At 57.3% G+C, this 18,544-nt stretch carries 21 protein-coding genes; 11 read left to right on the plus strand and 10 right to left on the minus strand.

All coding sequences use genetic code 11. The annotated features are described in order from the left end of the window. The first annotated feature begins 80 nt into the window (after positions 1-80). Positions 81-938, plus strand: a complete 858-nt coding sequence (locus G5168_RS11090) for a DMT family transporter (protein ID WP_005335858.1) — start codon at positions 81-83, stop codon at positions 936-938. A 3-nt stretch (positions 939-941) separates the two neighbouring features. On the opposite strand, the gene G5168_RS11095 is transcribed toward G5168_RS11090, so the two are convergent. Further along, positions 942-1,529, minus strand: a complete 588-nt coding sequence (locus G5168_RS11095; protein ID WP_144714006.1) for a uracil-DNA glycosylase family protein — start codon at positions 1,527-1,529, stop codon at positions 942-944. A 99-nt stretch (positions 1,530-1,628) separates the two neighbouring features. Between G5168_RS11095 and rarD the strand changes: the two genes are divergently transcribed. Then, positions 1,629-2,519, plus strand: a complete 891-nt coding sequence (rarD, locus tag G5168_RS11100; protein WP_042052465.1) for an EamA family transporter RarD — start codon at positions 1,629-1,631, stop codon at positions 2,517-2,519. Here rarD and G5168_RS11105 read toward each other — a convergent pair. Next, on the minus strand, positions 2,501-3,235 hold the full coding sequence (locus G5168_RS11105) for a substrate-binding periplasmic protein (RefSeq protein ID WP_421172392.1): 735 nt from the start codon (positions 3,233-3,235) through the stop codon (positions 2,501-2,503). The genes rarD and G5168_RS11105 overlap by 19 nt on opposite strands. Before the next feature lie 45 nt (positions 3,236-3,280). Here G5168_RS11105 and G5168_RS11110 point away from each other — a divergent pair, with 45 nt between their 5' ends. Beyond that, positions 3,281-3,625 (plus strand): GIY-YIG nuclease family protein, encoded by a 345-nt coding sequence (locus G5168_RS11110; RefSeq protein ID WP_421249635.1) that lies wholly within the window; start codon positions 3,281-3,283, stop codon positions 3,623-3,625. A 90-nt stretch (positions 3,626-3,715) separates the two neighbouring features. Here G5168_RS11110 and pspG read toward each other — a convergent pair whose 3' ends face one another. The 4 genes from pspG to G5168_RS11130 all read right to left on the minus strand — a co-directional run bounded on the left by pspG (position 3,716) and on the right by G5168_RS11130 (position 5,791). Continuing rightward, on the minus strand, positions 3,716-3,934 hold the full coding sequence (gene pspG / locus G5168_RS11115) for an envelope stress response protein PspG (RefSeq protein WP_421252204.1): 219 nt from the start codon (positions 3,932-3,934) through the stop codon (positions 3,716-3,718). A gap of 45 nt (positions 3,935-3,979) precedes the next feature. Further along, positions 3,980-4,186: a PspC domain-containing protein gene (locus tag G5168_RS11120; RefSeq protein ID WP_124241612.1), complete on the minus strand. Its 207-nt coding sequence runs from the start codon at positions 4,184-4,186 to the stop codon at positions 3,980-3,982. Between the two features lie 2 nt (positions 4,187-4,188). Then, the gene (pspA, locus tag G5168_RS11125; protein WP_227341434.1) at positions 4,189-4,851 is read right to left on the minus strand and encodes a phage shock protein PspA; all 663 of its coding nucleotides are present in this window, start codon (positions 4,849-4,851) and stop codon (positions 4,189-4,191) included. A 211-nt stretch (positions 4,852-5,062) separates the two neighbouring features. Continuing rightward, positions 5,063-5,791 (minus strand): 1-acylglycerol-3-phosphate O-acyltransferase, encoded by a 729-nt coding sequence (locus G5168_RS11130; protein ID WP_421172394.1) that lies wholly within the window; start codon positions 5,789-5,791, stop codon positions 5,063-5,065. A 185-nt stretch (positions 5,792-5,976) separates the two neighbouring features. Here G5168_RS11130 and G5168_RS11135 point away from each other — a divergent pair, with 185 nt between their 5' ends. Together G5168_RS11135 and G5168_RS11140 are read left to right on the plus strand one after the other, a co-directional pair. Further along, positions 5,977-6,354 (plus strand): hypothetical protein, encoded by a 378-nt coding sequence (locus G5168_RS11135; protein ID WP_216979528.1) that lies wholly within the window; start codon positions 5,977-5,979, stop codon positions 6,352-6,354. A 218-nt stretch (positions 6,355-6,572) separates the two neighbouring features. Next, complete coding sequence (locus G5168_RS11140) at positions 6,573-7,316, plus strand: DsbA family protein (protein WP_216952101.1); 744 nt, start codon at positions 6,573-6,575, stop codon at positions 7,314-7,316. Between the two features lie 137 nt (positions 7,317-7,453). Here the strand turns inward: G5168_RS11140 and G5168_RS11145 are convergent, their stop codons facing one another. After that, the gene (locus tag G5168_RS11145) at positions 7,454-7,882 is read right to left on the minus strand and encodes an EF-hand domain-containing protein (RefSeq protein WP_216952102.1); all 429 of its coding nucleotides are present in this window, start codon (positions 7,880-7,882) and stop codon (positions 7,454-7,456) included. A gap of 286 nt (positions 7,883-8,168) precedes the next feature. Here G5168_RS11145 and G5168_RS11150 point away from each other — a divergent pair, with 286 nt between their 5' ends. The 5 genes from G5168_RS11150 (at position 8,169) to G5168_RS11170 (ending at position 12,726) form a co-directional block, all read left to right on the plus strand. Continuing rightward, positions 8,169-8,453, plus strand: coding sequence for a DnaJ domain-containing protein (locus tag G5168_RS11150; RefSeq protein WP_005343121.1), 285 nt, complete (start codon positions 8,169-8,171; stop codon positions 8,451-8,453). A gap of 23 nt (positions 8,454-8,476) precedes the next feature. Further along, positions 8,477-9,019 (plus strand): cold adaptation protein AtcA, encoded by a 543-nt coding sequence (gene atcA, locus G5168_RS11155; RefSeq protein ID WP_279488427.1) that lies wholly within the window; start codon positions 8,477-8,479, stop codon positions 9,017-9,019. 12 nt (positions 9,020-9,031) lie between these two features. Beyond that, on the plus strand, positions 9,032-9,799 hold the full coding sequence (gene atcB / locus G5168_RS11160) for a cold adaptation protein AtcB (RefSeq protein WP_005343119.1): 768 nt from the start codon (positions 9,032-9,034) through the stop codon (positions 9,797-9,799). Between the two features lie 11 nt (positions 9,800-9,810). After that, positions 9,811-10,713 carry a cold adaptation protein AtcC gene (gene atcC / locus G5168_RS11165; RefSeq protein ID WP_421249640.1) on the plus strand — a complete coding sequence of 301 codons (903 nt, stop codon included), beginning with the start codon at positions 9,811-9,813 and terminating at the stop codon, positions 10,711-10,713. A gap of 525 nt (positions 10,714-11,238) precedes the next feature. Then, positions 11,239-12,726 carry a peptide MFS transporter gene (locus tag G5168_RS11170; RefSeq protein ID WP_421252205.1) on the plus strand — a complete coding sequence of 496 codons (1,488 nt, stop codon included), beginning with the start codon at positions 11,239-11,241 and terminating at the stop codon, positions 12,724-12,726. A gap of 198 nt (positions 12,727-12,924) precedes the next feature. On the opposite strand, the gene G5168_RS11175 is transcribed toward G5168_RS11170, so the two are convergent. After that, entirely contained in the window at positions 12,925-14,166 is a 1,242-nt protein-coding gene (locus G5168_RS11175; protein ID WP_421252206.1) for an MFS transporter, read from the minus strand. Positions 14,167-14,268: 102 nt separating this feature from the next. On the opposite strand from G5168_RS11175, the gene G5168_RS11180 reads away from it, so the two are divergent. Then, entirely contained in the window at positions 14,269-15,177 is a 909-nt protein-coding gene (locus tag G5168_RS11180) for a LysR family transcriptional regulator (RefSeq protein ID WP_421252207.1), read from the plus strand. A 213-nt stretch (positions 15,178-15,390) separates the two neighbouring features. Here the strand turns inward: G5168_RS11180 and G5168_RS11185 are convergent, their stop codons facing one another. After that, positions 15,391-16,185: a hypothetical protein gene (locus G5168_RS11185; protein ID WP_323886305.1), complete on the minus strand. Its 795-nt coding sequence runs from the start codon at positions 16,183-16,185 to the stop codon at positions 15,391-15,393. Between the two features lie 50 nt (positions 16,186-16,235). Beyond that, positions 16,236-18,512 (minus strand): DNA topoisomerase IV subunit A, encoded by a 2,277-nt coding sequence (gene parC / locus G5168_RS11190; RefSeq protein ID WP_421252208.1) that lies wholly within the window; start codon positions 18,510-18,512, stop codon positions 16,236-16,238. Between the last annotated feature and the right edge of the window lie 32 nt (positions 18,513-18,544).

An 18,544-nucleotide genomic window follows, 5' to 3' on the forward strand; every position in this document is an offset into this window, starting at 1 on the left:
CTCATGAGTGGTCATTTTTTATCATTTTACTGGATATCAACCGGCACGCTACCCTCCGCTCATCTGAAGTGGGAGGTGGTATGAATGCAGTAGGGATCGGCATCCTTTATTTGGTGCTGGGCAATATGGTGGCGGTCTTTTCCGATGCGCTGGTCAAAGTGCTGGAGCCAGATCAGCCCATCTTCCAGTTTGTCTTTTTCCGCCAGCTCTCGGCCGCCATTCTGCTGATGCCCTGGCTGCTCTGGTCATGGCGCCGCAATCCACCGGTGGCCATCAAGTGGCACCTGCTGCGGGCCCATATCTGGGCGGTAGGCGTCTGCCTGATGGTAGTGGCCCTCACCCGCTTGCCGCTCGCCACTGCCAATGCCCTCTTCTATGCCGCCCCCCTGATGATGGTGCCGCTGGCGGTGTGGATGGCGGGGGAAGCGATCTCGCGGCAGAAGGTGCTGACCGCGGTTATCGGGTTTATCGGGGTACTGATCGTGCTGCGCCCGACCGAAGTGAACTGGGCAGCACTGGCGGCGCTCGGGGTGGCGCTGTCGATGGCGCTCAACAATCTGCTGATCAAGCGGATCCCACTCAAGCAGCCCATCGCCCAGACCCTGTTTTTCACCAACGTGCTGAGCATGCCCTTTATTCTGGCGCTGGCATTGTGGGAAGGGGGCGACTGGCAGTGGCAAATGTGGTGGCCCGCCTTCGGCTCCTCGGCGCTGATCATGGTCTATGCAGGATTGTGCGTGGTGGCCTATCGCAAGGCGGAGGCGAGCAAGATCGCCTCGGCGGAGTACACCGGTCTGCTGATGGCGGTGGCCATCGGGGTATGGTTGTTTGACGAGCAGCCGGGCCTGCCGCTGCTGCTGGGCTGTATCTGCATCGTCCTGCCGCTCATCGCCATGGCGCGCAGTAAGCCAAAACCGCTGGCCGAGCCAGCGCTCTAATACTCAGGGTCTCCCCAGAAACGGGGCGACCCTTTGCTGCAGATGGGGGACGATCTCATCTTCGAACCAGGGATTCTTCCTGAGCCAGAGAGTATTGCGCGGGGAGGGGTGCGGCAGCGGCAGCCAGCCGGGGCCATAGTCAGCCCAGCTGCGCACCGTCTCGGTGAGCGACCCCTTGGCCGCCCCCCGCAGGTAATGGGCTTGTGCATACTGGCCAATCAGCAGGGTCAGTTCGATGTTGGGTAGCAGCATCAATACCTTGTCGTGCCAGGTGGGCGCACATTCGGGGCGCGGCGGCAGATCGCCGGATTTTCCCCTGCCGGGATAGCAGAGCCCCATCGGCATGATGGCGATGCGGGATTCGTCGTAGAAGGTGGCTTTATCGACCCCGAGCCACTGGCGCAGTCGGTCACCGGAGGGGTCATCCCACGGGATACCGCTGGCATGCACCCGGGTGCCGGGCGCCTGACCGATGATCAGCAGGCGGGCACTCTCGGCCCCGCGGATCACCGGACGAGGCCCCAGCGGCAGATGAGCCTCGCACAGACGGCAGGCCCTGATTTGCTCAAACAACTTATCGATTCGCTGCATGACGTTGATAGTACCAGCATTTCCCTGTTTTCCCTCTTGTGGAAACAGGGCGCGCGCCCTACTATCGCCATGAGTGTTTAATTTAATAAACGGATAATAATGAAAAACTGGCTAGGTACCGGCACCGCGACCCTCTCCTTCATCCTGTGGGGGATGCTGCCGCTCTATTATCAATTCATGCCCGAGGTCAACATGTGGGAGCTGATCTCCCACCGGGTGCTCTGGTCTGTGGTGCTGCTGGGGGCCCTGTTTTTGCTGCTTGGCCACAAGGTGCCTTGGGCACAACTGCGCAGCGAGCCGCGCCAGCTCGGCCTCATTCTGCTGGCGGGCCCCGTAATGTCCATCAGCTGGTGCATGTTCACCTGGTGCCTCACTACCGGGCAGGTGCTGACCACCAGCCTCGCCTTCTTTATGACCCCACTGTTCAATATCGTATTCGCCGTCATCTTCCTCAAAGAGCGGCTCACCCCGCAAAAGCATCTGGCAGTCGCTCTGGCACTGGCGGGTCTCGCCTACATGCTCTTCTGCTACGGCCAGCTCCCCTGGTTCTCCCTCATCATGGGGGCCAACTTCGCCTGCTATGGCCTTATCAAGAAGAAAATCCACTACGACACCGGCACCAGCCTCTATCTGGAAGCCATGGTGCAACTGCCCGTCGCGCTGATCATCATCGGCACGCTGGCATGGCACGGGGAAGGGGCATTCGTGAACGGGGATCTGGCCGACAAGCTGCTGCTGATGGGCAGTGCGCCCGCTACTCTGCTGCCGGTGGGGCTCTTCTGCTATGCGGTGGCGAGAACCCGGATGAGCACGGTGGGACTGCTGCAATATATCGAGCCCAGCCTCGCCTTCCTGCTCGCCATCTACTGGTTTGGTGAGGCGCCGGACCCCATCAAGGCTGTCGGTTTCGCCTTTGTCTGGGCTGGTCTGCTGGTGAGCCTGTTACCGCTGCACCGGCTCAAGCGCCGCCCTCAGGGCGTACCGCGATAGGACTCCAACACCTTGTGCCAGCGGGGATCCTTGTCCATCTGCTCGGCGATGTCGTTGAGGGTGGCATGCAGCTCTGGGCGAGATTTGGGCAGCAGGATATGGCGGGTATAGCTGGATTGGGGGAATGGCGAGATAAACAGCTTGCCCTGATAGTGGTTTGAGTCGATGAAAAAGCCCAGCGCGGAGCCAGGCACCATGGTCACATCGATGCGGCCGCGCACCAGCAGCTCAAGATTGGTCTTCACCTTCTTGGCATCGTGACGCTCCAGCTCTCCCCTTGCTGCCGCATCGTCGATCCCCTGATAGCGGTAGCCCTCCACCCCGCCGAACACCAATCCCTTGAGGGAGTCGGGTCCGCGATAGGTGATCGGCTTGTCGATGTTCGAGATTAGCTCGTTGGTGTCGCGCATCACCGGAAAGGTCCAGAGATAACGCTCGCGATGGGGATCCCCTACCCAGGCGGGATTGACCCAGACCACCAGACCATCAAAGTCGGGATCCGCCATCTCCAGCGCCAGCCGGGCGCGATTAACCAGCCAGAGCTCGATTCTGGGTTCCCCCCCCAACTTTTCATTGAGATACTTGACCAGCTCGCGGCTCAGTCCGGCATCCACTCCGGTATTGAAGGGCGGATGCTGATGGTAATCGTAGAGACGGATCGTCTCCCCCAGAGCCGGAACCGACAACAGTAACCACAACCAGAACCAGACTCTCATCGCACCTCCTTGCACTGCTTTTGAGTTTGGCACAGAGAAGTACAAATGATAAAACCTCCTGACGGGATATCCCCGCACGCCTCTCCCCCCTCTTCTCGCTGGTTTATCTATATGGTGCGCACCGCTACCGGCCTGCTCTATACCGGGATCAGCACGGATCCGCTGCGCCGTCTTCGTCAGCACCAGAGTGGCAAGGGCGCTCGCGCCCTGCGCGGCAAGGGGCCACTGACGCTGGCGTGGCAACAGGAAGTCGGCGAGAAGGGGGCGGCTCTGCGCCTCGAATATCGCCTCAAGCAGCAGCCGAAATCCTTCAAGGAGCAGCTGATCTACAGCCCGGCACTCTGGCAGAGCTGGAGCCCCCAGTGGTTACCCGCAGCCACCCAGCCTTGAGGACGACAGGCAAAAAAAGGCCACTCGATGAGTGGCCGGAAAGGGGAAATCAGGGAGCATCACACAACGTCTTGCACAACCTCAGGCGGGTTAGAGGTAGGTATTGGAACGCTTGCTGCGGTTGCTGATCAGCCAGCAAACCGCCAGTACCAGCAGCAACCAGGGAGCCAACTTGACGATCAGGGCAAGCATGCCGCTCAGCAGCCCCAGTAGTACAAACACGCCGCTCACCAGCAGCATGGCTACCAGGGTAAAGCCGGTCAGCGCCATGACCAGCAACACTCCCAGCAATATGAAAAATTCCAGCATAACTTGCTCCTTACGGGCTCTCTGTGCCGCCGGGCTGCCTTGCGGTCAATCCAGCCAGCGTTTCAATTCATAACGGGGCGGCATCACCAGCACCGCCAGCAGATAGGCAGCCAGTGCCAGCGGTGGCACCAGGATCAGGGCGAGCAGGGCTACCACTCGCACCGTCACTCTGGAGATCCCCAGCCGTTGGGCAATGCCGGCGCAAACGCCAGTCAGCTTGCGATGGACAAGATCCTTGGGCCAGGGAGTCATGGTTATACCTCCACCTTCTGCCCCTTGAGACGGGCCAGCTCGCGCTCGATCTCGTCATTGAGCTCCAGCTCGCGGAACTGGGCCTCCAGCGAGGGATTCTGCCCCAAAATGGCCGCCTCCAGCTGGGCTTCCAGCTGTTCGACCCGGCCTTGAAAACCGTCAAAGCGCGCCATCAGCTCATGCATGCGCTGGTTGTCCACCTGAGCGCGAGCACGAATGCGGCTGTGGGCCGTCTGCTCGCGCAGGGTCAGCAGTTTCTGCTTCTCCCGCGCCTCGGTCAGCTTGGCTGCCAGTCGCTCGCTGTCGGCGGTAAGCTGGGCCAGCACCTCGGCCACCCGGGCCTTGTCCTGTTCCAGCTGTTCACATTTCCTGGCCTCCGCCAGCTTCTCGGTGAGGGCGGCACGGGCCAGATCCTCACGGCCTTTCTGGATGGCGAGCTCGGCCTTGGCCGACCACTCCAGGATCTGCGCCTGCAACCCCTGCTGGTGACGCTCCAGCTGTTTCTGTTCAGCAATCACGCGGGCGGCCTGGGTACGCATCTCGACCTGCACCTGCTCCATCTCTTCGATCATCAGGCGCAGCATCTTCTCCGGCTCTTCACTCTTGTCGAGCAGGCTGTGCAGGTTGGCATTTATCACGTCGGTCAGGCGGCTGAATACGCTCATGGTCTGGCTCCTTGTTGATGGGATGGCTATCTCTTCCCATTGCATTACAAGAGCCGTGCCAAGAAAGATTATTGTTGTTTTACATATAGATGGGAATTTACCGAGGAAATTCAAGAAGGGTTTATTGGTGAAAATAGCCAACCAGGTGGTGATTTTTACCAATAAAAAAGGGAGCCTGAGGCTCCCTTGTCGATTCATCTGCGATATCTAGTCAAGCTGCGTGGCTGTGGCCCAGCTTGCTGTCCAATTCGGCCAGCTTGGCCTCCATCCTGGCACGGCACACTTCGGAGAGCTCGCGAATGCCAGCGGCACCGTGCTCCTTGCTGCAGACCGGTGCCATCACTTCCACCAGCACTTCGCCGTTGTCCCAACGATTGAGGTCGATCTGACCGAAGTAGCTGGAGCAGACGATGGGCACCACGGGCACTTCAGCCTGTACCGCAGTGTGGAAAGCGCCCGCCTTGAATGGCAGCAGGCCACGCCCCTTGGAGCGGGTCCCTTCCGGGAACATCCAGATGGAGGTGCCGCGATTCTTGATGCGATCCACCACCTGACCTATGGTGCCGATGGCACGGGAGCGGTTGGAGCGGTCGATCAGCACGTTGCCGGAGAGCCAGAAGATAAGGCCGAAGAAGGGGAGCCACAGCAGGCTCTTCTTGCCCACCGCCACCACACCGGGCTGCACCGCACCGGTCACGGTGAAGATGTCGAAGTTGCTCTGGTGGTTGCAGACGTAGACCGCCGGGCCGACCGATTTGACCTCGTCGGCCACCGTCACCTTGACTCGCAGTCCGATCAGCGGGCAGACCGCGTGATACATGCGGGCGAAAACATAGACGTTGTTGGGATGGCGCGGACGAACCAGACAGAGCAGCAGGCCGAACAGGAACCAGAAAATGAGCAGCAGACCAAGCAGCAGCACACGGGCAATTTTGAGCATCGAACACCTCGAGTTTTAACTCGGCGCAGTATACTGATCCCCCTTTTAGCGAACAAGCGTTCGCCAAACAGAACCGACCACCCTCCCCGTCGCGCCACCCACAGTACTGCTCATCAATACGCCGCCGACTTGCCCCACCCGCCATTGGTCGTTAGGATGGCCCCATCTTGATGGACGGGGCGAACATGATTTTGCAACAACGGGTAGCGAAACATCTCCTGCTGCTGGTCTGCCTGCTGCTGCTCAATTGTGCGGCCCAGCCGCTGGCCCGGCTTGCCCTGCTTGATCAGGCGCTCAGCTGTCAGGCGCTACCCGTTCAGAACTCGACAACGGATCTGGGGGATGCCAAACCGGCCAGCCCGCAGCCAGGCAGTTGCCAGCTCAACGGCAAGTGGCTGAGCGCCGCCCCCCTGCTCTGCATCGAACAGCTCTTCTTTGCCGTGGCGGTGCTGATCGCCCTGCTGGCCCCCCTTTGGCGCTACACACCGCCACTGCCCCCACCCATAGTCATCTCGCCACCCGAACGGCGTCTGCACCTCACCCTCTGCATCTGGCGGGAATGATTCCGGCTCTTTGCCATTGGTCATGACTCATGTTTGCGAGACCATCGCCGCCTTCTTGCACCAACGGGGCACGACTGCGGCGTACTGAAAACAGATTTACGGCATGGCGTTGTTGCAGGGGAATACCTTGCTGCCCCGACGCAACCACGACGACTGCCGACTAGCTTGCACAAGGCTGGCCACTTCAGGCTGGCACTACCCGATTTTAAGGAGTATCCATGAAACCGACTCTGAGCGCCCTGCCCCTGCTGGCCTCTCTCTGCGCAACCCTGCTGGCTCCGACCCTGCACGCGGCCCCCTTCACCCCTGAACAGGAAGCACGCATCAAGGAGCTGATCCGCGAGACTCTGATCGCCAACCCCAAGATCCTCGACGAGGCGGCCGAGTCCTGGGAGAAGCAGAATGCCGCAGCCCAGGAGGCCCAGCTTGGCAACTTCATCAAGGGCAACAAGGATGTGCTGTTCAACAGCGCAACCAGCCCGCGCCTGGGTGCCAAAAACCCCAAGCTGACGCTGGTGCTGTTTACCGACTACAACTGCCCCTACTGCAAGCAGTTCGATCCCCAGCTGACCAGGCTGCTCAAGGCCTATCCGAATGATCTGGGGCTGGTGATCAAATTGCTGCCGTTCAAGGGGCAGAGCTCCGCCAAGGCAGCCCAGTACAGCCTGACCCTGTGGCAACAGGATCCCGCCCGCTTCTTCGCCCTGCACGACAAGCTGATGAGCAAGCAGGGGATGCTGACCGAGGCGGACATCAACAAGGCGCTGGCGGCCACCGGCAATGTGGCACTCAAACCGGAGGGTAAAGCCACCGAGGAGCTGCGCAACAGCCTGCGCATTGGTACCCTGCTGGGTGTACAGGGCACACCGGCGACCCTGATCGGCAACCAGCTGGTGTCGGGCGCCATCCCCTATGAGGAGCTGGAGCAGCTGGTGAAGGCAGAGCTGGCCAGGCAGAGCTAAGGTCGGGGTCGCCCGCAGGGGCAGGAAGCGCTCGCACTGCGGCAATGGTGAGCCCTCAGGTCACCCCGTCTCCATGCAAAGAGCCCGGTATCACTACCGGGCTCTTTATTTCAGGAAAGAAAGGTGACAAACCAGCTCTATTGGGCGGGCGCCATCATCCCCTGCCCGAGCCGCCCTCTGGCACTGGTACGCTCGGCTTCGTCAAGCACACCATCTCCGTTCTTGTCCATTTGGGTAAAGAGAGCCTCATGATGCGCCATGAACTGTTCCCTGGTCGTGTCCTGCATCGGCCTCATGTTGCCCATGTTCCCCATCTTGCCAGGCATGGCCTTGCCTGACTGCTGCATTGCCTCGTGCATCTTGGCCATGGCTGCCTCTCTCTCGGCAATCGAGAGGGTGCCATCCTTGTCACTGTCCTGCCGGGTGAAACGCTGCTCGGCTCTTTCCATAAACTGTGCCTTGGTAATGTCCCCCTTGATGAACATCAAGGGCTCATCGATGCTCTCATCGGCAGCGATGGCGAAACCGCCAAGCAGCACCATAGGCAGAAGATAAAATTTGAGCATGGCTGTCCATTCCTTAGTAAGGGTCTCGGTACGGCCGAGGCCAACTGACGATCGCCAGGGTAATCCCCGACGCCTCCTGTAGTGTAGTCCCAGGGTCATTCCAGACAGAGAGGCAGATCCCAAGGTGCACAGTCACGCTTTTCTGCCGGTGACTTTGCGTCCTATTCATGGCGATGAGGGGAGGTTTCCGTTAAAATGACGGGTTTTTGCCGTGCCTGGTTTGCCAATCCCCACCATCAGGCACTCGCAGCGTGAATCCTATGATGCCAGTGATGCAGGATCTGCCATGAACAACTACTTTCGGGTGCTGGGCGTCAAGTCCAACGCCAGCGAAAACGACATCAAGAAAGCCTATCGTCGGCTGTCGAACCAGTACCACCCCGACAAGCTGCACGGGGCCAGTGAAGAAGAGAAAGAGCAGGCAGCCATCAAGCTGCACCAGGTAAAGCAGGCCTATGAAGTGCTGTCCGATCCGAAACAGCGGGCCGCCTTTATCAAGGATTTCAACAACGTCATCGTGACCGACCCCGCCTCCGCCATGCAGGAGATGTGGGATCAGTTCTACCCCTGAAACAGCAGGCAGAAAGAGCAACTATGCAAAAGAGATGGGACCAGGCGCGGCTCAAGTCGCTGCAAAGCGATGCCAGCGAAAACATCGAATCCTACCGGGATCAGGACGACCCCAAGGGGCTGGAACAGTTCACCGACCAGATGAAGAGCCTGCTGCTGGCCGATATGAGCATGCTGGAGTTTATGCCCGAGTATCTGCCGCTGGCCCTCTATGGCCGGGTGCAGTTCCCGGCCAAGGCCAAGTCGCAGTGGAACAAGTGGCTCGCCAGTGGCGAGCAGCCAAGCTGGGACGAGTTCAAGGTGAGCGTCGGCTTCAACAACGCCGCCCTGCCGCTGGTCAAGGCGGTGCGGACCCAGAGCGAAGATCAGCTGATGGAAGCCTGCGCCGTGCTGTTCCTGCTCGACAACCCGCTGCCGCGCGGCAGCCACCGCGGCGATGACGACTATGAGCTGCGCGATGAAGAAGATGAAGACGGGGAAGATGCCGACGCCGACTACCACGGCGGCAGTGACCGCTATGGTGATGACGACGGCGATCAGGATATGTACGACGAAGTCCGTTTCTAATTGGGGCAAGGCATGAGCAACAGTCTGATAGAAATTACCGCCATCGAGATCAAAGAGCTGGCCGTTATCGAGCCGAAGCAGGCCAGCGAGAAGTTCGAGCTGATCGCCAAGACCATGTCTGACGACCAGCTGGCAGAAGTGATTGAAAACATTGATATCGTTACCCTGACCCAGATTAACGGCCAGCACGATATCTCCTTCCCCTCCATCATCTCCGAGCTGATGACCCCGGAGCGGATCCGCGACATCGTCTGCCAGCAGCCGCTCTACTGGGAAGAGGCGATCAAGAACAACGCCGACGAGCTGCAACAGCACACCTTCGACTTCCTCAACTACCTGATCCGCACCCAGGATAGCGAAGCCAAGCAGCGCGAGATCCTCGAGTGCGTGGCCGAAGATCCGGCCGGTCTCTTCTACCTCGCCATCCCCTTTATCGAGTTCTATCGCGGCGATCGCTATGAAGAGGACGAAGGCTATCGCGACGTGCTGCACGCCGAAGAGGAAGACCTTGAAGAGTCCCTGCGCTACAGCGAGCGCCAGCAGAGCGAGGATGTCCACGACTACGCGCTGGATGACCCGCGCAGCCTCCTGATGCTTATTCGCGAGCTGGCCCCCGAGGTGGAGAAAGCCATCAAGGCGCTGCTGCGCAACGAGCACTCCAGCTGGGACGGCATCATCAACAAGTTTGCCGCCGAGCTGGTGATGCAGGCCAAAGAGAAGAACAAGGTCGAGGAAGACGAGTACGGCGACGTCGACGACATGTTCAGCTTTCTGGATTAAGGAGCCCATTCATGCAGTTAGTCATTCGCGATGCCAACCAGGGCCCCTTTCTGAGCCAGGTGCTGCGCTTTGGCCGCGACAACGAACTCTTGAGTCAGCAGCAGCTGGCCGCCATCAAGGGCAAGGCGGTACTGATGAGCCTCAAATTCGCCGACAAGTACTACAACAAGTACAAGATGCACCTGCTGGAGCAGGCCGCCCACGACGTCATCGGCGTGGTGAGCCTCGGCCTGCAGGAGCTCTCGGCGCGGGATCCGGCCAAGGCGCTGGCGCTGCTGCAGGCGCCGGAAGGCCCCATCAAGCCGTTCCAGAAGGGCTGGTCGATGCTCATCACCGTCAGCCCCAAGCAGGCTGGCAACAGCCTCTACGGTGACGTGGATGCCCGCCTGCTGGACAAGATCTCGAGCCCGCCCGATGTGGAGGAGTGGCAAGGGTGGCAGGAGTACGAGAAGGCGCTGACCGAGCACAACAAGAGCCGCCTGATGGAGCTCATCGACCAGCACTTTTTCGCCTGCGAAAGCGACCACCCCACCATGGAGGACAAGCTGGCCGAAGCACTGCTCTACCGCATCCTCTGCGGCAAGGGCAGTGGCGCCGCCCCGCTCAAGGTGAAGCAGGATCTCAAGCGCAAACTGGCGCGGGAGATTGAGCTCGACGAGAGCTGGTATGACACCGACTACCTCGCCGCTCAGCTCGCCCTGATGCTGAACGCGCTACCCGCCGACATGGCCGCCGCCCTGCGCCAGGAGCTGAGCCCGGGTTTTGTGCCCAATCTGCTCCACACCCTCGGCTTTGTGCGCCAGTACCAGCTGCTGCAAAAAGAGAACGCCTCGCCGGAGAAACTCGACAACATCGAGATGCGCGCCGGTCTCAAGCACCCGCTGCTCGGCTGGCCGCTCTACCACGACTTCTAAGGCCGCTTTCACCGCCCATCAGTCGCACCACAACGCCCGGCCTGCCGGGCGTTGTTCTATCCTCCCCTCACCCTCTCGACAGCAAAGAGAGAACACACGCAAGTCACCCTGAGGCTGCCCCTTCTCTTCCCAATATTTATTCACTCAATACCCAAGGATGAATAAACAACCTGCAATACAACAACTTGGCGCCAGCTGCGTTTCGGGGCAACAAAGCGGGATGCAGATCCCGCTACAGCGCCATAATCGGCACTAAATAGCCGACTGGATCACATCAACCGTGCCGCAATCGCGTGGTAAGCCGAGCTACAACCACGGCTCAATCGCGCATAAAAAGGCGGAATAGATCAATAAAAAGCAATTAATCGCGCCGGATTAAATTTCAGGTATGGCTATTTGCACCGCTTGGCCGCTAAATGACAGACCGGCCTTCAGACCAGCATGGAAGCACACAAGGCTAGCCGGCAGCAGACCGGTACGCTCTCAGGACGAGTAATGACTTTCTTCTCTCACAGGAGACAGACCGTGAGCGCTTCGAATCAACACCCCACCATTCCCCCCGGCTCCGGGGCGCTGTTCTTTATCCAGACCTTCTCGACCCTGGGGTTTGCCGTGCTCTACTCCACGCTGGTGCTCTACGCCACCAAGCGGCTCGGCTTCAGTGAATCCCAGGCCAACGCCATGATGGGGGTCTTCGGTGCCTTCAACTATGGCCTGCACCTGTTTGGCGGTTATCTCGGCGGGCGCTACCTCAGCAACCGCAACCTGTTCGTGATGGGGATGGTGCTGCAGGTGATCGGCTGCTACTTCATCGCCGAGATGGGGATCACCGGCCTCTACTGGGGGCTCGCCATGTTCCTCACCGGCAGCGGCCTCAACGTCACCTGCCTCAACATGATGCTGACCCAGCGCTTCGCCCCGGATGATCACCGCCGCGAGAGCGCCTTCCTGTGGAACTACGCCGGGATGAATCTGGGCTTCTTTATCGGCTTCACGGTGGCGGGCTACTTCCAGCTCACCGAGGATTACCGCACCCTGTTCCTGTTTGCCACGCTGGGCAACATCATCGCCATCATCGCCACCTTCGCCTGCTGGCCGATTCTGGCGGATATCAGCACCCCGCTGCGCCATATCAAGGGGCGCGGTTTCTATCTGCGAATGCTCGGTGGCCTCGCCATTCTGGCCATGCTGGTGCCGGCGCTGCGCCTGCTGCTGACCCACGCCAGCTTCAGCGGCAGCTTCGTGCTGATCCTGGGGGCCGTGGTGCTGGTACTGCTCTGCGTGATGACCGCCCGCCATCCGGACGCCGCCGAGCGCAGCCGCATGGTGGCCTACCTAATCCTCGCCCTCGGCTCCCTCATCTTCTGGTCGCTCTACCAGCTGGCGCCCATGGGGCTGATGCTCTTCTCCGAGCACAACATCAACCTCAACGTGTTCGGGCTGCGGGTCGCCCCCCAGTGGATCCAGAACATCAACACTATCGTCATCGTTATCGGTGGCCCGCTGATGGCACTGCTGTTCAAGCGGCTGCGCGAACAGGGGTGGAATATCGACATCCCCTCCCAGTTTGCCGCCTCCCTGTTCTGCATGGGATTGGGGATGCTGGTGCTGCCGATCGGTATCCATCTGGCGGGTGCCGACGGGCTGGTCGCCTTCAAGTGGATCGCCATCAGCTATGTGCTGCAGAGCTTTGGCGAGCTGCTGATCTCCCCCATCGGTTACGCCATGATTGGCAAGCTGGCCCCCGCCAGCCTGCAAGGCTTGATGATGGGCTGCTGGATGATGGTAACCGGCGTCGCCTCCGTGCTGGCGGGGTATGTCTCCGGCGCCATGCCGCAGAATATCGGCAGCTCTCCGGTGGCCACCAACCCGGGCTACAGCTCGGTGTTCAATATGCTGGGCTGGGGCTCGATGGTGGGCGGGATCGTCCTGCTGTTGCTGGTGCCCCGCCTGCGCCTGCTGATCGCCTCGAAAATCACCCCGCAACCGGCGGCGACAGCTATCCCCGTCTGATCGGGCTCGGGCCAGCCATTTCAGTGGCCCCTGCCAGCGCGAGCGGTTAAATCAGCAACGCGGCTGATCATGCAAAGGACCCCGCCATCATGGATGGCGGGGCCCTTCTCTTTTGGTGGGATGGATGACCCGCGTCTGGCTGCCGAGCCCCCGTTTAGGCTTCGTCAATCAAGCCTATGTCCCCACAGGTCTCGTTTCTCAAACATCCGATTTTGGGGTTCCCAAACGCAGCAGCTTGAGCAATCGATATAGAAAAAGTGGCTGAATAATCGTCAACACTATGGTTAGCCAAGCCAATAGAGTTATGTTGCCAAGGTGACCATCGACATTTGTTAAAATCATCGAAGAGACGATGGCAGCCGAGCCACTAAATATATGTTGAAAAACATTTTGTAATGACATGAATCCCGCCCTTTCCCAAGGCGCTGCTACTTGACTATTAACAGCAGCAACGGTGATCGTTCGGGTCGATGTAACCACCATGAATAACGTGAAAATCACTATGGTCGGCAACCAAGGCTCATGCAAAAAACCATCCCAAACAACCGCTATCGTCAATGCCCCCATCAAAATTGTCACTTTCATTGCGCCAAAACGGTCAATAAACAATCCACCAAGCTGCATTGAAAACAGGCTAAAAATGCCGCCCATGACATAGTAATGACTCATATCACCACGAGGGACATCAAGGTTAAATTGAAAATAAGCAGCTATGTTGGGAACAATAAGGAAGGTGCTGAAAATTGCCAACCCAATTGCCATAAACGCATTCAACACCACAGGTCGCTTCAACATTTCAATGGATGAAAAAGCCTTCTGACTCAATCCCAAGTGGGCCGTCATCCCGGGCAGCCTTGTATATACCGCCACGCAGATACACAATCCCAAGCCACCTAAAACATAGAAAGGTGCACTCCATCCTTTTAACATTGCCAGCTCCAATCCCAACGGCACACCGGCAATCGCTGACAACGAAAACGCCCCCATCACGATGGCCATCGCTCGGCCACGTTGCTGTACAGGCGTGGCATCCACAACGATCGCCAGAGCAATGGATGTTGCAGGGCCAGCAAACATACCGGCCAGCAAGCGGGTAAAGAATAAACTTTCCATATCCCATGCCAAAACGCAGGCCCAAGTGGATAGCGTGATACCCAACAATGTGATCAGTGCAACATGCTTTCTATCAAATAGGTCGAGATATCTGGCACATAACAACGATGATAGTGCGGCGGCCAATGCATACCCACCACCTAAATATCCTATATAGGTTGGACTTATATTTAGTGCGCGAGATAAATCAGGCCCGAGAGGCATAATCATCATAAAATCAAGAGCACTGACCAATTGAATCAATGCGGCCAACCAAACAACGTTAAAATCCATAACCGAACTATTGTTGTGAGTTTTTTTGCCCACATTATTTTTATCTAGCATCATTGTGTTTACTCTCAATCTTTAGAGATAGAAAGTATACCCACTATCACATTTTAATTTTATTCGTTAAAATGGCATGAATTGTTATCAGATTAGGGATAATCAATGCGTACCGGCATGGAATTGAATGCGCTGAAGATTTTCATTGCAGTGGTTGAAAACAGCAGTTTTGTCGGGGCATCTAAAACCCTTCAAATCCCCACCTCAAATGTGAGCCGCAGTATTTCTCAATTGGAAGAAGCCTTGAACCTTCAACTGATTGAACGCTCAACCCGCCATATGAAGCTCACACAGTCAGGGCAACTGCTCTATACCCGAGTAAAACCACTGCTGGAATCACTGGAGCAAACCGAGGCTGAATTGACATCACAGCAGATTCAGCTGAAAGGGCCATTACGCATCTGCATTCCCAATGAGGCTGGGCCAAAACTGCTCGGTACTGCCATTGCCGACTTTGCCTGCCAACATCCTGAAATAACGATCAGCTGCATTACCAATCTCTCCGGACTTGAATCATTAAGAGAGGATTTGGACATGGCAATCATCATTCACAGAGGCAAGATGGATGACTGCGATTACATAGCCAGCCATTTGACCACCATTCCCTGTACTGTTGTTGGCTCCCCGTCATTGATTCAGAAGTGGGGGCTTCCCAACCACACATCACAACTCAAAACTCTCCCCTGCATAACAACGGTGAGCGCTCTGAAAGGGATGCCTTGGCAATTTACTCGCACGAGCAGTGAATTTTCCACCATCCAGGTGAATGAACACTACCGGGTCAATAGTGGTGAACTGGCGTTAAAAGCAGCAATAGCCGGTGTAGGTTTTGCCATTCTGGCCAAGGTATCTTGCCAAGAGTTTATTGATGATGGCAGCTTGGTCGAAATTGAACTTGAGCTACCCGCCGCCCCATTGCAGTTGTTTGCTGTTTATGCAAATCGCCAATATCTTCCTGCTAAAACACGTGTATTTATTGAGTTCATTCGACAAAATATTATGAGCTATCAGTAGCTAACCTCTACAAGTTAAACTGACCTTTCAATATATCAAGAAAGTGAACTTGCCAAGCTTTATTTCTCAAGAAAGTTTTACTAATAAAAACATTCCCTCGCCATAACCCTCTCCCAAAAGAGAGGGGAAAACTCAGCAGCAACCTACTATCGCAAATGTCTAATCACGCTTCACGAATCAGATATTAAAGGCTAAAAACAACCCTAACTTTAATTAAATATCTTTTCCATAAAGAGAAATGTAAATACCTGTTTGTTTATATGAATTAGGATTGCAGATCCCACTTCCATATAAATACTCATTCCGATGGGATAACAATTCATCTGATTCCTTTTCAAAGATGGTAAATGATACTTTTTCTTTATGAAGAACTCCTTGCTCACCAATGACCGATATTTCTACTTGATATTCACCGCTTTGCCATTTAAAGTTTTTATCGAAGAAATCATTTACCTTTTTTAAATTATCATCACTAACACAAGGCATTGATAAAGAAGTAGTAGGGGGAAATCCCAAAATATTATTCACAGGAGGTGATGGTAGTTGAGGCGACACGGGGTTTTGAAGATCCTCCCTGAGATTAGATATCAATTCCCTCAAATTCATTTGCTCTCTCCGAGACATAACTGTTTGGAAGCTAATATTCTTTCCCCAACTCTCCCCAGGCAAAATATCAAATGGTGTAAACATTAACAATTGAGCGTCAGTTTGAGAGTTCCAAAAACCGAGAGATGTTAACTGGAATTGATCAGAACCAGTGCATTTCAGCTCTAGATCAATTCTTTTTACTGACACAGGTTGGCCACCTGTATTTTTCAAGATAAGATACCAATTTAAGTTAGGGTAACCAATGAAATGATTTAAAAAAACCTGATTCATTTTATTTAAAGATAACTTACCTTTAAATATCTTAGATTTTATTTTAGGCCAGACATTCATTAAAAATGATATCCACGCCACGACTGCAGACCAAAAGCGCCAATCTGAATACCATATTATTTCTTCCATTAATCCTCCATATTAATAAATAAGCAAGAGGAAAAACCTCTTGCTTATATTCACATAATTTCATCCGTTGATGTAGGAACGTCAATCTCGATGCGATCCACCCGCTGCAAACCGCGGGGCAACTTGGCGCCACGGCGGCCGCGCTCGCCGCGGTAGTAGTCGAGATCGGAGGGTTTGAGGGTCAGCTTGCGCTTGCCGGCAAACAGGGTGACCGACTGGCCCTGCGGGATGACGGCGGCCATCACCACAAACTCCTCCCGCGCCTTGACCCGCGCGGACGGAATGCTGATCAGCTTGTTGCCCTTGCCCTTGCCGAGCACCGGCAGGGTGTTCATCGGGAACAGCAGCATCCGCCCTTCGTTGGAGATGGCCATGCAGAGATCGGTCTCCGGCGAGCCAATCTTCTGGGGTGCCATCACCAGCCCCCCTTCCGGCACGGTGAGCAGCGCCTTGCCGTTCTTGTTCTTGCCGATGAGATCGTCATAGGTGCAGACAAAGCCGTAACCGGCGTCGCTGGCGATCAGATACGGCTCGCCTTCGTTGCCCATCACCAGATGACGCACCTCTTCACCGGCACCCAGCGCAAAGCGGCCGGTGAGCGGTTCGCCCTGACTGCGGGCTGAGGGCAGGGTGTGCGCCTCCAGCGAGTAGGTGCGGCCAAAGCTCGACAGGAACACCGCCTGCTGGTTGCTGCGGCCAAAGGCGTGGGTGAGGTAGTTGTCCCCCGCCTTGTAGGAGAGCCCCTCGACATCCACATCGTGGCCCTTGGCGGCGCGCACCCACCCCTTGTCGGAGAGGATGACGGTGACCGGCTCGCTCGGCACCAGCTCTTTCTCGGTCAGCGCCACGGCGGTGGCACGCTCCACCAGCGGGGTGCGGCGATCGTCGCCGTACTTCTCGGCATCGGCCAGCAACTCTTTCTTGAGCAGGGTGTTGAGGCGGCGCTCGGAGCCCAGAATAAGCTCCAGCTTGTCGCGCTCTTCGGCCAGTTCGTTCTGTTCGGCGCGCAGCTTGAACTCTTCGAGCTTGGCCAGATGGCGCAGTTTCAGCTCGAGGATCGCTTCGGCCTGGGTCTCGGTAATGTTGAAGCGCTCCACCATCACCTTGCCCGGCTCATCCTCGGTGCGGATGATCTCGATCACCTCGTCGATGTTGAGGTAGGCAATCAGCAAGCCTTCGAGGATGTGCAGGCGAGCCAGCACCTTGTCGAGGCGGAACTGCAGGCGGCGACGCACCGTCTCGCGGCGGAACTGGATCCACTCGCTGAGGATGGTCTTGAGGCACTTCACCTGCGGCCGGTTGTCGAGGCCGAGGATGTTGAGGTTGACCCGGTAGTTCTTCTCCAGATCCGTGGTGGCGAACAGGTGGGCCATCAGCCCCTCCACATCCACCCGGTTGGAGCGCGGTACGATCACCAGACGGGTCGGGTTCTCGTGGTCAGATTCATCGCGCAGGTCGGTGACCATCGGCAGCTTTTTCGCCACCATCTGGGCGGCGATCTGCTCCATGATCTTGGCGCCGGAGGCCTGATGGGGCAGCGCTGTGATGACGATGTCGCCATCCTCCTCGCTCCAGACCGCCCGCTGCTTGATGGAGCCCTTGCCGGTCTCGTAGATTTTGCGGATATCGTCGCGCGGGGTGATGATCTCGGCGTTGGTCGGGTAGTCCGGCCCCTGAATGTGCTGCATCAACACATCGAGCCCCGCATTGGGGTTGTCGAGCAGCTCGGCACAGGCGTAGGCCACTTCCCGCGCGTTGTGGGGCGGGATGTCGGTTGCCATGCCCACCGCGATACCGGTCACCCCGTTGAGCAGGATGTGTGGCAGGCGGGCAGGCAGCACCACCGGCTCTTTCATGGTGCCGTCGAAGTTCGGCGTCCACTCCACCGTGCCTTGCCCCAGCTCGGAGAGCAGCAGCTCGGAGAAGCGGGACAAGCGCGCCTCGGTATAACGCATGGCGGCGAAGGATTTGGGATCGTCCGGCGCACCCCAGTTACCCTGACCATCCACCAGCGGGTAGCGGTAGGAGAAGGGCTGGGCCATCAACACCATGGCTTCGTAACAGGCGCTGTCGCCGTGGGGGTGGTACTTACCCAGCACGTCACCCACGGTACGGGCGGACTTCTTGTGCTTGGAGAGCGCCGACAACCCCAGCTCGCTCATGGCGTAGATGATGCGCCGCTGCACCGGTTTGAGGCCGTCGCCGATATGCGGCAGGGCCCGATCCATGATGACGTACATGGAGTAGTTCAAGTAAGCCTGTTCGGTAAAGGTGCGCATTGGCTGGCGCTCTACCCCGTCCAGACTGAGCTCGATAGCATCACTCATGTGATTTTCTCTTTCGGTTCGGGAGCCGCCAC

The sequence above is a fragment of the Aeromonas sp. 600724 genome, assembly GCF_049175135.1.
GTDB classification, from domain to species: domain Bacteria; phylum Pseudomonadota; class Gammaproteobacteria; order Enterobacterales; family Aeromonadaceae; genus Aeromonas; species Aeromonas veronii_A.

Excerpts from the sequence above, each read along its gene's own strand:
- G5168_RS11090 (WP_005335858.1), top strand. The coding sequence starts at position 81 with ATGAATGCAGTAGGGATCGGCATCCTTTATTTGGTGCTGGGCAATATG.
- G5168_RS11095 (WP_144714006.1), bottom strand. The coding sequence starts at position 1,529 with ATGCAGCGAATCGATAAGTTGTTTGAGCAAATCAGGGCCTGCCGTCTG.
- rarD (WP_042052465.1), top strand. The coding sequence starts at position 1,629 with ATGAAAAACTGGCTAGGTACCGGCACCGCGACCCTCTCCTTCATCCTG.
- G5168_RS11105 (WP_421172392.1), bottom strand. The coding sequence starts at position 3,235 with ATGAGAGTCTGGTTCTGGTTGTGGTTACTGTTGTCGGTTCCGGCTCTG.
- G5168_RS11110 (WP_421249635.1), top strand. The coding sequence starts at position 3,281 with ATGATAAAACCTCCTGACGGGATATCCCCGCACGCCTCTCCCCCCTCT.
- pspG (WP_421252204.1), bottom strand. The coding sequence starts at position 3,934 with ATGCTGGAATTTTTCATATTGCTGGGAGTGTTGCTGGTCATGGCGCTG.
- G5168_RS11120 (WP_124241612.1), bottom strand. The coding sequence starts at position 4,186 with ATGACTCCCTGGCCCAAGGATCTTGTCCATCGCAAGCTGACTGGCGTT.
- pspA (WP_227341434.1), bottom strand. The coding sequence starts at position 4,851 with ATGAGCGTATTCAGCCGCCTGACCGACGTGATAAATGCCAACCTGCAC.
- G5168_RS11130 (WP_421172394.1), bottom strand. The coding sequence starts at position 5,791 with ATGCTCAAAATTGCCCGTGTGCTGCTGCTTGGTCTGCTGCTCATTTTC.
- G5168_RS11135 (WP_216979528.1), top strand. The coding sequence starts at position 5,977 with ATGATTTTGCAACAACGGGTAGCGAAACATCTCCTGCTGCTGGTCTGC.
- G5168_RS11140 (WP_216952101.1), top strand. The coding sequence starts at position 6,573 with ATGAAACCGACTCTGAGCGCCCTGCCCCTGCTGGCCTCTCTCTGCGCA.
- G5168_RS11145 (WP_216952102.1), bottom strand. The coding sequence starts at position 7,882 with ATGCTCAAATTTTATCTTCTGCCTATGGTGCTGCTTGGCGGTTTCGCC.
- G5168_RS11150 (WP_005343121.1), top strand. The coding sequence starts at position 8,169 with ATGAACAACTACTTTCGGGTGCTGGGCGTCAAGTCCAACGCCAGCGAA.
- atcA (WP_279488427.1), top strand. The coding sequence starts at position 8,477 with ATGCAAAAGAGATGGGACCAGGCGCGGCTCAAGTCGCTGCAAAGCGAT.
- atcB (WP_005343119.1), top strand. The coding sequence starts at position 9,032 with ATGAGCAACAGTCTGATAGAAATTACCGCCATCGAGATCAAAGAGCTG.
- atcC (WP_421249640.1), top strand. The coding sequence starts at position 9,811 with ATGCAGTTAGTCATTCGCGATGCCAACCAGGGCCCCTTTCTGAGCCAG.
- G5168_RS11175 (WP_421252206.1), bottom strand. The coding sequence starts at position 14,166 with ATGATGCTAGATAAAAATAATGTGGGCAAAAAAACTCACAACAATAGT.
- G5168_RS11180 (WP_421252207.1), top strand. The coding sequence starts at position 14,269 with ATGCGTACCGGCATGGAATTGAATGCGCTGAAGATTTTCATTGCAGTG.
- G5168_RS11185 (WP_323886305.1), bottom strand. The coding sequence starts at position 16,185 with ATGGAAGAAATAATATGGTATTCAGATTGGCGCTTTTGGTCTGCAGTC.
- parC (WP_421252208.1), bottom strand. The coding sequence starts at position 18,512 with ATGAGTGATGCTATCGAGCTCAGTCTGGACGGGGTAGAGCGCCAGCCA.